This window comes from Novosphingobium sp., assembly GCF_040079535.1.
GTDB lineage: Bacteria > Pseudomonadota > Alphaproteobacteria > Sphingomonadales > Sphingomonadaceae > Novosphingobium.
Window position 1 is genome coordinate 114,417 of sequence record NZ_JBEBKB010000003.1, and the last position, 12,152, is coordinate 126,568.

At 62.7% G+C, this 12,152-nt stretch carries 12 protein-coding genes; 6 read left to right on the plus strand and 6 right to left on the minus strand.

Annotated elements, in window-relative coordinates; translation table 11 throughout:
- Positions 1-63: 63 nt before the first annotated feature.
- The 3 genes from ABL914_RS02165 (at position 64) to ABL914_RS02175 (ending at position 3,489) form a co-directional block, all read left to right on the plus strand.
- Positions 64-2,091 (plus strand): TonB-dependent receptor plug domain-containing protein, encoded by a 2,028-nt coding sequence (locus ABL914_RS02165; protein WP_391561507.1) that lies wholly within the window; start codon positions 64-66, stop codon positions 2,089-2,091.
- A gap of 100 nt (positions 2,092-2,191) precedes the next feature.
- A complete protein-coding gene (locus ABL914_RS02170; RefSeq protein ID WP_391561508.1) occupies positions 2,192-2,965 on the plus strand; it encodes a class II aldolase/adducin family protein in 774 nt (257 codons plus the stop codon).
- Complete coding sequence (locus ABL914_RS02175; protein WP_391561509.1) at positions 2,953-3,489, plus strand: (2Fe-2S)-binding protein; 537 nt, start codon at positions 2,953-2,955, stop codon at positions 3,487-3,489. Before ABL914_RS02170 ends, ABL914_RS02175 begins: the two co-directional genes overlap by 13 nt.
- A gap of 66 nt (positions 3,490-3,555) precedes the next feature.
- Here the strand turns inward: ABL914_RS02175 and ABL914_RS02180 are convergent, their stop codons facing one another.
- Positions 3,556-5,664, minus strand: a complete 2,109-nt coding sequence (locus tag ABL914_RS02180; protein WP_391561510.1) for a TonB-dependent receptor — start codon at positions 5,662-5,664, stop codon at positions 3,556-3,558.
- A gap of 126 nt (positions 5,665-5,790) precedes the next feature.
- Between ABL914_RS02180 and ABL914_RS02185 the strand changes: the two genes are divergently transcribed.
- Positions 5,791-6,135: an ArsC/Spx/MgsR family protein gene (locus ABL914_RS02185; protein WP_391561511.1), complete on the plus strand. Its 345-nt coding sequence runs from the start codon at positions 5,791-5,793 to the stop codon at positions 6,133-6,135.
- Here ABL914_RS02185 and ABL914_RS02190 read toward each other — a convergent pair.
- A complete protein-coding gene (locus tag ABL914_RS02190; protein ID WP_391561512.1) occupies positions 6,132-7,502 on the minus strand; it encodes an MFS transporter in 1,371 nt (456 codons plus the stop codon). The genes ABL914_RS02185 and ABL914_RS02190 overlap by 4 nt on opposite strands.
- Positions 7,503-7,597: 95 nt before the next feature.
- On the opposite strand from ABL914_RS02190, the gene ABL914_RS02195 reads away from it, so the two are divergent.
- Positions 7,598-8,236 carry a class I SAM-dependent methyltransferase gene (locus tag ABL914_RS02195; protein ID WP_391561513.1) on the plus strand — a complete coding sequence of 213 codons (639 nt, stop codon included), beginning with the start codon at positions 7,598-7,600 and terminating at the stop codon, positions 8,234-8,236.
- Positions 8,237-8,300: 64 nt separating this feature from the next.
- On the opposite strand, the gene pgmG is transcribed toward ABL914_RS02195, so the two are convergent.
- Genes pgmG through ABL914_RS02210 form a run of 3 tightly spaced genes read right to left on the minus strand, consistent with a single transcriptional unit; the run spans position 8,301 to position 10,828 of the window.
- Entirely contained in the window at positions 8,301-9,704 is a 1,404-nt protein-coding gene (pgmG, locus tag ABL914_RS02200) for a phosphoglucomutase/phosphomannomutase PgmG (protein ID WP_391561514.1), read from the minus strand.
- Entirely contained in the window at positions 9,701-9,997 is a 297-nt protein-coding gene (locus tag ABL914_RS02205; protein ID WP_391561515.1) for a molecular chaperone DnaJ, read from the minus strand. The genes pgmG and ABL914_RS02205 overlap by 4 nt, the downstream gene beginning before the upstream one ends.
- A gap of 6 nt (positions 9,998-10,003) precedes the next feature.
- The gene (locus tag ABL914_RS02210) at positions 10,004-10,828 is read right to left on the minus strand and encodes a division plane positioning ATPase MipZ (RefSeq protein ID WP_391561516.1); all 825 of its coding nucleotides are present in this window, start codon (positions 10,826-10,828) and stop codon (positions 10,004-10,006) included.
- A 102-nt stretch (positions 10,829-10,930) separates the two neighbouring features.
- Between ABL914_RS02210 and panC the strand changes: the two genes are divergently transcribed.
- A complete protein-coding gene (gene panC, locus ABL914_RS02215) occupies positions 10,931-11,779 on the plus strand; it encodes a pantoate--beta-alanine ligase (protein ID WP_391561517.1) in 849 nt (282 codons plus the stop codon).
- A 126-nt stretch (positions 11,780-11,905) separates the two neighbouring features.
- Here the strand turns inward: panC and ABL914_RS02220 are convergent, their stop codons facing one another.
- On the minus strand, positions 11,906-12,034 hold the full coding sequence (locus ABL914_RS02220; RefSeq protein WP_391561518.1) for a hypothetical protein: 129 nt from the start codon (positions 12,032-12,034) through the stop codon (positions 11,906-11,908).
- Positions 12,035-12,152 lie beyond the last annotated feature (118 nt).

The following is a 12,152-nucleotide window of genomic DNA, read 5'->3' on the forward strand; positions in this document are numbered from 1 at the left end:
ACTGGATGTTTAGCGCCCGATCCGCCGATTGCCATCCAGACAGCATCCAGATAGGCGGCAGACATGATCAGACTGTCCCGCCCTGCCCCGCTGACCCTGGCCATGTGCCTGGCCTTGCCCGCCGCCGCGCAGGCGCAAGAAAACAGCACGCGCGAAACCGAAATTATCGTCACCGGAACCGGCCTTGCCGAAGCCCCGGGTGCCCCGGCCTATGACCGCCAGACGATCGTGGCTGATCGCCTGTCGAGCACGGCATCGGGGCGGATCGAGGATGCTCTGGGATCGATCGCGGGCTTCCAGCAATTTCGCCGCAGCGATAGCCGCAGCGCAAATCCATCGGCCCAAGGGGTAACGCTGCGTGCGCTGGGCGGGAATGCCACCAGCCGCAGTCTGGTACTGCTTGATGGTGTGCCGATGGCCGATCCGTTTTTTGGCTTCATCCCGCTTTCGGCGATCGCGCCCGAGCGGCTGGCTCTGGCCCGGGTAACGCGCGGCGGCGGATCGGGCGCATTTGGCAGCGGCGCGGTGGCCGGAACAATCGAGCTGGAAAGCGCTGGGCCGCGCCAGCTGGGGCTGTTTTCAGGCGAGACGCTGATCGATGATCGCGGTGAAAGTACACTTTCGGCCACGCTGGCGCCGCAGCTGGGCGCAGGCTTTGCAACGGCAAGTGTTCGCTGGGATCGCGGCGAGGGGTTCTGGACGACCCCGCCCGGTCAGCGGGTCCCGGCATCGGTTCGGGCCCGTTATGATGGCTGGTCATTTGCCCTGCGCGGCGTGGCCCCGCTTGCGCACGGTATCGAATTGCAGGCCCGCGGGCTGGTTTTTGACGACAATCGCACCTTGCGCTTTGCCGGGGCCAATGCAGCCAGCAGCGGACAGGATGCCAGCTTGCGCCTGATTGGCAGCGGTGCCTGGCAGTTCGATGCCCTGGCCTATCTGCAGGCGCGTGATTTTTCGAACACAGTAATCAGCGCCGCCAGCTTTCGCAGAGTGCTTGATCAGCGCGCCACGCCTTCGACCGGCTGGGGCGGCAGGTTGGAATTGCGCCCGCCTGCCGGGCAATCGCGGGTGCTGCGGCTTGGCCTTGATTGGCGCGTTGCATCGGGCACCATGGCTGAGGACGCTTATTCTGGCATAACCGGGCTGGTTACCGCGCGGCGCAAGGCTGGCGGGCAGAGCAGCGATCTGGGGCTCTATGCCGAACATGACTGGACCCTGGGGGCAATCACCCTGACCGCCGGCCTGCGGACCGATCGCTGGTCTATTTCGGACGGCTTCTTTCGCGAAGAGAATGCCGCCGGCACGGTGACGATCAGTAACAGCTTTGCCCAGCGGGCCGGCTGGGAATGGTCTGGCCGGGGCGGCGTGCTGATCCGCCCGGGCGGCGATCTGACCTTGCGCGGTTCGATCTATTCCGGCCTGCGATTGCCCACGCTCAATGAACTCTACCGGCCTTTTACGGTGTTCCCGATTACCACCCGCGCCAATGCCAATCTGGTGAACGAGCGCTTGTTCGGGTTTGAGGCCGGGCTGGATTGGCAGCCCGCCCCGGCACTGCACATTTCGGTTACCGCGTTTGACAACCGGGCCGGGAACGCGGTTGCCAATGTCACGATCGGAACCAACCTGCGCGAACGGCGCAATGTTGATGCAGTTCGCGCGCGCGGATTGGAGCTGGGGCTGGGTGCCCGGCTGGGCCCGTTCAGCCTGGACGGTTCGCTGGCCTTGGCCGACGCCAGGGTTGAGGCAAGCGGCAGTTCCGCCGCGCTCAATGGCATGCGCCCAGCACAAACGCCGCAGCTGGCGGCCAATACCACATTGGCCTGGGCGCCCGCCCCCGGCTGGCGGCTGGCGCTGAGTGTCCGGCATATCGGCATGCAGTATGAGGATGACCTTCAGACCGATCAGTTACCCGCCGCAACCACACTTGATCTGTTCACGCTGGTTCCGATCAGTCCGCGGTTCGGCCTGGTTTTCCGGATCGAGAACCTGACCGACGCTGCGGTGATAACCCGCAATCAGGGCGGCTCGATCGATCAGGGCGCGCCCCGCACCGTCTGGGCCGGATTGCGGATTTCCATCGGGCGTTGATGGTTGGCTTACAACACCGGGCCGGGGAGCGGGCCGGTGTTGTAAATTTCTGACCAATCACTAACATCCGGTGGCAAATCGCAACCGGAGACAGATCGCCATGGCTACCCAGCTCAACGCCCATGCCCGCAATATCGAATGCAGCGAAGCCGAATGGCAGGCCCGGCTGGAGCTGGCGGCCTGTTACCGGGTGTTCGATCATCTGGGCTGGTCGGAATCGATCTACAATCACATCTCGGTAAAAGTCCCCGGCGAGGAAGGCGCGTTCCTGATCAACCCGTTCGGGCTGCTCTATTCCGAAGTCTGCGCATCCAACCTTGTCAAGATCGATCTGGACGGCAACACGCTGGATGGCAGCCCCTATCCGGTCAACAAGGCCGGTTTCACCCAGCACGGGCTGTTCCACCGCAATGTGCCCGGGGCCCATGCCATCGCCCATACCCATACCACCGCGACCATGGCGGTCAGCAGCCTTGAAGGCGGGCTCCAGCCGGTCAACTTCTACGCCTGCAACTTCGCCGGACGGATCGCTTATCACGATTTTGAGGGGATTACCGTGCGGTCCGAGGAAGGCGAGCGGCTGCTGGCAAACCTTGGTGAGAAGCGCATCCTGATGCTCAGAAACCATGGCCCGGTGATCATTGGCCGGTCTTTGCCCGAGGTGTTCATCACCCACTGGTCACTTCAGCGCGCCTGCGAAGTGATGCTGGCAACGCGCGCCGCCGGAAAGCCGATCGTGGTGTCCGATGATGTGGTGGCGGTGCACTTGCGCGATCTGCACGAAGCAGCGGTTCCGGGCACTTTGCCCGGCCAGGCCGATTTTGATGCCTGGGTCCGCAAGATTGACAGGATTGACCGTTCGTGGCGCGATTGACCGTCAACGGCCGTGCGGTCGAGTTCAAGCTTGATCCGGCCACGCCCTTGCTGTGGGCGCTGCGCGATGTCGCCAATCTGACCGGAACCAAATACGGCTGCGGCGAAGGAGATTGCGGGGCCTGCATGGTTTTGATCGAAGGGCAGGCGCTGCGATCCTGCCTGGTTACCCTGGCCGATGCCGAAGGCCGCACAGTGACCACGATCGAGGGGCTTTCGGCCGATCGATCGCACCCGGTGCAGCAGGCGCTGGTGGCCGAACAGGCGATCCAGTGCGGGTTCTGTACGCCCGGCATTGCGATTGCCGCGGCAGCCCTGCTGGCCCGCAATGCCGATCCCACGGCTGAAGACATCGCGGCGGCGGTACCCAATCTGTGCCGCTGCGGGGTCTATCCGCGGCTGGTCCGGGCAATCCAGCGCGCCGGGCGGGTGGCGCGGCAGACTGAAACGATTAGCGCCGCCCCGGCCCCGGGAATTACCCCGCGGGACGCGGCCCGCGCTGTGCCGGCGATGAAGGGCAATTGATCGGCGCGGGTCGGTTTCAGCAAGGCTGAAACAGCACAACGCCGGCCCAAGTTGGTGGAACAAATTCTAGAACTTCAGCCGCGCGGTCAGCTTTGCATTGATCGGATCGCCCGGCTGGATGTTGTTATCGCTGTGGGCGCTGCTGAAATAGACCTGGTCGGTAAGGTTCTCGACATTCAGTTGCAGGCTGAACCGATCAGACACATCGTAATAGGCCGCCGCATCAAGCCGGGTGAAGCCGGGCAACCAAACCGCGTTGCTGATCGTTGCAAACTGGCCCGATTGGTGAACCACCCCCAGGCCCAGCCCAAAGCGCGGGGTCAGATCATAGCGGGTCCAGGCCGATGCCTGATGGCGCGGCAACTTGTCCAGCTTGCGCCCGGCCGGCGCAGCGGTTGTGGCAGAGCGAATCTCGCCCTGCTGCAAGGTATAGCCAAGGCTGATCTGCCAGGCTGCGGTGATCCGGCCGCCAACCGAGAGCTCCAGGCCCTTGGCACGGCTTTTTCCGGTCAGCACGAAGAACCCCGGATGGGCCGGATGAGCCACGCGGGTGTTGCTGCGTTCCAGCTGGAACACAGCCGCAGTCAGGCTGAATGCGGGCATGATCTGCCATTTGGCCCCCAGTTCCAGATTGCGGAACGCCTCAGGCTCTAACGACTGGAGGCTGGAATCGAGCGAGGAGAACTGATCGCCGGATTGCGGCAGAAAACTGCGGGCATAGCTGGCATAAACGGCGATGTTGGCCTGCGGCTTGACCACCAGCCCGAACCGCGGGGACCATTTGTTTTCCGAGCGGCTTGTGGCGGTGCTGGTCAGCAGGTTGGCCGCTTTGATCCCGACGTGATCGTAACGCACCCCGCCAATCAGCTGCAACCACGGCGCCAGCTCTATTTGGTCCTGGATGTAGAGCGATCGGCTGGTCACATCGGTATGGCCATTGGTGACAAGGCCTGTCCAGCTGATGGCGGGAAACCCATAGCTTTGCGCCAGCGGCAGCGTGACCGCTGAGGCCGTGCCGCCGCTGCCATTGGCAAACAGCACGTTGCGGCGGGTGGCATCACTGGCCTGGCCTGAAAGTTCTGCGCCGATCAGAACCGTGTGGCCGATCGCTCCAGTCGTTCCCTTCCAGACCAGATTGGCCTGCCCGATCCAGTTGCTACGGTGATTGCCCGCCTCATAGCCGCTGAACGATACGGCTGCGGCGGTGGCAGTACCGGGCAGCAGGTTGGCGTAATGCTTGTCGTAGGCGGCATATTGCCCGGTGACATTGAAGGTAAGCCCTGGGCCCAGATCCTGATCAAGCCGGACGCGGGCAATGTGGGCATCAACCTGCCCGATATTGATGGCTGGGCTGCCGAAGAAAGTCTGCGCATGGCCGGTGATCGGACGCCCGCCCAGCGAAGGCACGCCGCGATCGATCACGCGATCATCCTGGGCGTATTCATAGGCCAGCATCAGCCTGGTTCCATCGGCCGGTTGGATCATGATGGTGGGGGCGATGCCAAGGAAGTGCCCGCCAAATTGATCCCGGTTGTTGTCCAGGCCTTCGTAGGCGGCGTTGATCCGCAGGGCCATGCGCTCACCCAGCGGCAGGTTGAGATCGCCGGCCAATGACCATGCACCAAAACTGTCAGCGCTGGCCGATCCGCCCAGCCTGGTCTGCCCGGTCTGGGCCAGCTTTGAGGTGCGGTTAATCACACCCCCGCCGCCGCCGCGCCCAAACAGCAGGGCATTGGCGCCTTTCAGCACTTCGACTTGCTGGGTATTATATAGCGGGCGGTAGTACTGGGCATCATCGCGCAACCCATCGAGGAAAAAATCTGCCGTACTGGCCTGGCCGCGCAAGACGATCTGATCGCGGTGGCCCTCGCCCTGCCCCATGGTTACGCCGGGCACATAACGCAGCACTTCGCCCAGTCCCTGTACCCCTTGGTCATCCAACCTTTCGCGGCCCAGCACCGCCACGCTTTGCGCGGTATCAAACAGCGCAGTGCTGGTCTTGGTGCCGTGAACTTCGGCTTCGGCCGATCGATCGCCGGTCACCACAATCGGCGCGTCCTCGTCCGCCTCGCCAGCCTCGCTGGTCAGATCCGCCCCGGCATAGGCTGGCCCGGCCCACAGCGCGCTGGCAATCGCAAATAGAGGCAGGCAAGCGATTGTGGCGAGGCGGCGCATTTCGATCCTTATTGCTAACAATTCTCAATAGTGATTATGCCGCTAATGCGAATCGTTCGCATTGACAAGGATCAAATTGGCAGCGGAGCAAGATTTCGCTAAGTGGCCGGCAAAGGAGATCCGGCTATGAAGGCAACCATCTGGCACAACCCCGATTGCGGCACATCGCGCAAGACCCTGGCGATCCTTGAGGAAACCCCTGGCATCGACCTGACCGTGGTGAAATACCTTGAAACCCCGCCCAGCGCGGAAAAACTCGCCCAGCTTTACCGCGATGCCGGAATTTCTGCCCAGCAAGGGTTGCGGCTGCGCGGCACCGATGCCGAAGAACGCGGCTTGCCAGCGGCCAGCGCCGCCGAAGTGCTTGCCGCGATGGTGGCCCAGCCGCGCCTGATCGAACGCCCGCTGGTGGAAACCGATAGAGGCGTGCGGCTGTGCCGGCCGCAGGAAACGGTGCGGGAGATTCTTTAGGGCTTGCGCCGTTCGGTCAGATTCTCGTCCTTGGTCATGTTTCTGACCCCGACCACAATCACCGCCAGGCACAGCAGTTCAATCACCGTAAAGCCGATCCAGGGATCGTGGCCATAAAGCCAGACGCCCACTGCCGGCGCAAAGATATAGGCCGCGCCATTGACCGAGGCGACCACGCCGGCCGATTGGCTTTGTTCGGCCCGGGATACCGCCAGCGAAGCGCCCGAAGTGAAACCGGGGCGGAACAACCCGAAGCCAAGGCTGATCAAAGCCACGGCCAAATCGATGGTATATTCGCGCCCGGCCACGCTGAGCAGTGCGACACCGGCCGAAGCCACCGCAATCCCCCACAGGCACGAAGCCCGCGGGCCCAGCCGCAGCAGCGGGATCAGCCCCCATTGGGCGATCAGCGTGGCAAAGGCGCCAAAGATCATTGCCCGCGATATTGGTTCGCTGCCCAGCAGCGGGGTCTCGCGCAGGCCCAGCCGGTCAAGAATCAGAAACCCGACAATTCCCATAACCGCAGCCTGGGCATGCCCGCCCAGCAGGCCCGCGACCAGCCATGGCCGGGTTCGGCGATCATTCCAGGCCCGCTTCAGGATCGCGATCGGGCCGCCCGGTTCACGCTCGGCCACGCCGCCTTCGTCTTCGCTTCCTTGCACCGCAACGTTGGAATTGGTGCTGAACGGCGCGGCGGTGATGTCGCCCTTGCCGGCGAAAGCGGGATCATCGCTGGGCAGGAACGTCCGCAGCGCGATCAGCACCGCCACCGCAATCAGCGTGAAGGCCACGAACGGCCCGGTCAGGCCCAATCCTGGCAGGATGAACAGCGGGGCCAACGCCGGGCCGATAATGGTGCCAAGCGCAAAACTGGAAGAGATCAACGATAGCGCCTGGGTGCGTTCTGCCCGGCTGGTCCGGCTGGCGACATAGGCCTGAACCGCCGGCGGCGCGGCCGAACCGAACCCGCCGTAAAGCGATCGGCACGCCGCAAACATCACCAGTGTCCCGATCGCGCTAAGCCACCCGTTGAGCCCCAGCCACAAGGCCAGCCCGCACAGCCCGAAGCTGGCGATAAAGCCCAGCAGCCCGATCCCCATCATCGCCTTGCGTCCGCGCTTGTCGCTGCGCCGGGCCCACAGCGGCGCACAGATCATCCACAGCAGGGCCGACCAAGTGTAGGCCAGGCTGATCCAGAAATCCTCAACCTTCAGCTCGGTTCCGATCGAGGGCATCACCGTTTGCATCGCGGTGTTGCCTGATGCCGTCACCAGCACCACGGTAAACAGCAGCGCCACCCGCCCTGGCGGAAGACTGGCGGTGCCCCCCGGTGCGGATGGAATCAGTTGCGGATCGCTACGTGACATCGCTTCACCGCTAAGCCTGTCGTTCACGCCTTGCAATGGGCCCGCAAATTTGTGATGGGCGGGGCCGCATTTCAACAGCCGGACTAATGTTTCATATGCCTGCTACTGATTTTATTCGTCCAGGCTTGGGCCAACGCATCAAACGCCGGATCAAGCGCCGGATCAGACGGTCGCTGGGGCCGTGGGGTGTTTTCCTGCAAGGCTTCATCGCGCATCCGGTGATGGTCGGATCGATCATCCCCAGTTCGCGCTTCACTATCGCAAAGATGCTGGGGCCGGTACAATGGGATCGGTGCCAGCTGTTTGTCGAATATGGCCCCGGCGTGGGCACCTTTTGCCGCCCGGTGCTGGAACGGCTCGGCCGCGATGGCCGGCTGATCGTGATCGATACCAATCCGCTCTATATCGATTACCTGCGGGCCACGATCACCGACAGCCGGTTTTCGCCGGTACTGGGATCGGCCGCCGATGTAGCGGAAATCGTGCGCGCGCACGGCCATGACCACGCCGACTATGTTCTTTCCGGCCTGCCATTTTCAACCTTGCCAGACGGGATCGGCGCAGCGATCGCAGCGGCCACCCACCGCGTGCTGCGCCCCGGCGGAGGCTTTCTGGTCTATCAGTTCAGCGCCAGGGCCCGCGATTTCATGGCCCAGCATTTCAAACGGATCGATGCCGGGTTCGAATGGCTGAACGTACTGCCCTGCACGCTGTTCTGGGGCTGGAAGGACTAGCGGTGTTTTTTGGTTTGGCGCGCTGATCGCCTCTGCTGTCAGCCTTGCAACACCAGCCGGAAAACTAATGCCCCGCCTGTTCCCCGCGTTCCAATCCGCTTAGCGCCAGCTGCGCATCGATCTGGGCCAGCAGCCGATCAAGCCCGGCCTGGTTCGAACTTTCAGCCCGCGCCACCAGCACGTCCTGGGTGTTCGAAGCGCGCAGCAGCCACCAGCCATCGACGGTTGAAACCCGCACTCCGTCGGTATCGTTTACATCCGCGCCGGCATCAGCCAGCCGCTGCTTGACCTCATCCACCACCGCAAATTTGCGGGCCTCATCCACCTGAAACCGAAGTTCCGGGGTATTGACCAAGGCCGGCATTTCACTGCGCAGCTGCGTTACCGATTTGCCGAGCCGGGCCGAAGCTGCAATCAGCCGCACTGCGGCATAAAGCGCATCGTCAAACCCATAATATTGATGCGCAAAAAACACATGGCCGCTCATCTCGCCAGCCAGCGGCGCGCCAATCTGCTTCATTTTGGATTTAATTAGGCTGTGTCCGGTTTTCCACATAGTGGGCCGTCCACCCAATGCTGTGACCTTTTCGAATAGAGCCCGACTGGCCTTCACATCGGCGATAATCGCCGCACCGGGCTGAATTCTGAGGAGGTCTTCAGCGTAGATCATGAGCAATTGGTCACCCCAGATCACCCGGCCGGTGCCATCGATCGCTCCGATCCGGTCACCATCGCCATCGAAAGCCACCCCGAAATCGAGGTTCTTGGCCGCGACCAACGCCTTCAGATCGGCAAGGTTCTTTTCTTCAGTGGGATCCGGATGATGGTTCGGGAACGTCCCATCCACTTGGGTGAAGAGAAGATGGTGTTTGCCAGGAAGCTGTTGGACCAGACGTTCGAGCGCGGGGCCGGCGGCGCCGTTGCCCGCATCCCAACCGATGCTGAGGTGTTCGAGGCTGGCGCGATCAATCCCGCTCAACCCCTGGACCAGCCGGCTGACATATTCATCCAGAATCTCGCGGCTTTCGCTGGTTCCGGTGCCGGTTTCCCAGGCCCCGCGGGCGGCTATCTTGCCGAGCAGCTGGATATCCGCACCAAAGAACGGACGGCCCGCAAATACCATCTTGAAGCCATTATAATTGGCGGGATTGTGGCTGCCAGTTATCTGAATGCCGCCCTGCACATCTTCCATTGAAGCTTCGGCATAATACAGCATCGGGGTTGGCCCCATGCCGATTTGCACCGCATCAAGCCCGGCATCGTTGATGCCCCGAACCAGCGCATCGGCCAGCATCGGTGATGAAATGCGCCCATCATAGCCAACTGCAATCTTCTTGCCTTTTGCCTTGCGCAGCAGGCTGGCAAAGGCCCGGCCAATGGCATAGGCGTCTTCCTCACCAAGCGTTTCGCCGATGATGCCGCGGATATCGTATTCGCGCAGGACAGTGGAATGGAACTGGTGGCTCATTTCTTCTCTGCCTCGATCCTGTCCAGCCGCGCAAACAACAGGTCGCGCGCGGCTGTGGCGGCATGGACCGCCTGATTGCTTCCGCCGCGGTCTGGATGGACTTTGGCGATGAGGCGCCGGGTTGCATCGGCGATCTGGGCGCGCGTAGCCGTTCGCGGCACACCTAGCAAGGCCCGAGCACTGGCTTCCTTTTGCAATTGTTTACTATTTTTCCAGAACCCCCAGGGCCATTGGCCCGTCAGCATGCGGCAGACAAGCGATCCAAGCAGGGCCAGCGCGATCAGCTTGCCCATCGCGGATCAGCCGATCCGGCCCAGCGACAGCTCGGGCTCGCGGCCACCCGGCATCGGCAATGCCAGCGAGGCTACCAGGGCCCGCAGTTCTTGCCGGGCGACCAGATGGCTGGTGCCCAGTTCACCCAGGTGGCCTTTATCAAGCAGCGTCAGGCCTGATGGAAATAGCTCGCGGTAGATCACCCGTTCTGAAAGCCCGCCGGCAATCCGAAACCCGACCCGCTTGGAAAGCTCGGTCAGTGCCTGATCAAGCCGCTTCATATTGCGCGCTTCGGTATGCTGGGTCCGGTTGCGCACCACCACCCAGTCCATCTCGCGGCGCTTGTGTGCGATCGTTGCCATCGCCCGCTTCTTTCGTGCTTCCCAGATCAGTTCGGCATAGAACGAAAGCTTGCGGACCTTGAAGGTTTCGGCATCAACCTGCCCGATCAGATCAAAATCGACGAAACTATCGTTCAGCGGGGTGACCAGCGTATCGGCTTCGGTTGCGACGTGGCGGGCAAAGGGATCATCGCGGCCAGGGGTATCAAAGATCACAAAATCAGCATCGCGTGACATTTCCGCGATCTGGCTGTCCAGTGCTTCGATCGTATCGCCTTCAAACACCGCAAATCTGGCGCTGGGCAACTTTACTGCGCGCCGACGTTCCGTCTCGGTGCGGTTTTCAAAATAGCGATGGAGCGTGCGCTGGCGCGGATCAAGATCAATCGCGGCCACCCGCGCGCCTTGATAGGCAAGCGCAACCGCAACGTGAACAGCCGTGGTGGATTTGCCCGTGCCGCCCTTTTCGTTGGCGAAGACTATGCGATGGGGACCGGAATGCGTTGACACGGGTGGGGGGTGAACTTTCAGTTGGCTGGTTGATTTTGCTGCACCGCAACGTAAGGCGTGCGAACAGCATTCTCCAGCGGCTTTATCCAAGGGGTTACGGGCGTGCAAATCGCAGTGCAAATTGATCCACTACGCAGTGCTACCCAGGCGCTGCGCCGCGATGGGCCGCTGGCCCTGGTGCCCACGATGGGCGCGCTGCACGAAGGGCACCTTGCGCTGGTGCGCGCGGCCCGCGAACGCGCGGCCCACGTAGCTGTCTCGATCTTCGTAAATCCGCGTCAGTTCGGCGCTAACGAGGATCTGGCCAAGTATCCGCGCCAGCTTGACCGCGATGCCGCGCTGCTGGAAGCCGAAGGGGTCAGCCTGATCTGGGCCCCTGATGCTGAGGCGATGTACCCCGAAGGCTATGCCACCACCGTGGCGGTTGGCGGGGTCAGCTCGGGGCTGTGCGGCGATGCCCGGCCCGGCCACTTTGATGGCGTGGCCACCGTGGTGCTCAAGCTGTTCAATCAGGTTCAGCCCGATCTGGCGCTGTTTGGCGAAAAGGACTGGCAGCAGCTGGCTGTGATCCGGCGCATGGCCCGCGATCTTGATCTGACCGGCCCGCATCCTGACAGGATCCACGGCGTGGCCACCGTCCGCGAGGCCGATGGGCTGGCGCTGTCTTCGCGCAATGCCTATCTTTCGGCTGACGACCGCGCCCGCGCCGCTGCCTTGCCCCGGTTGATGCGGGCAGCCAGCAGTGCGATTGCCGATGGGACAGCGATTGTCGCCACGCTGGCCGATTTCAAAACGGCCCTGTTGGCAGCCGGGTTCGAATCGATCGACTATGCCGATCTGCGCGATGCCGTTTCGCTGGATCCGGTCAGCACACTTGGCCCCGCCCCGGCCCGGCTGCTTGTGGCCGCGCGGATTGGCGGCACCCGCCTGATCGACAACCTGCCGATCTGATCTTGTCGGATTTGTGCAAGTAAAGCTTGCAGCTTCCTGTCAAACCCCGCCCAAGGCAGCGCGCCAGCCGCGCAGCCGGGGGCAGGGCGGGCTTGCGCATAGCGAGCCCGCCCGAACACCCTGCAATCATTCCTGCAGTGGCGGCGTGTCTGGCACTTCGGCGGCTTTCGCTTCGGGGAAAAACCGGTCAATCGCCAGAACCATCGCCCCGGCCGCAACTGGCACCAGCAACAGTCCGAAAATGATTGCAGCCATTTGCAAGGGCTGGCGCATTTTACTGCAGCGCTTCACTCCACCGGGCCTCGGCGTTCAATGCATGATTTTTGATAATCTCTACGTACAGTGCGCCAAGGCCGTTCCAGCTATCGACCTG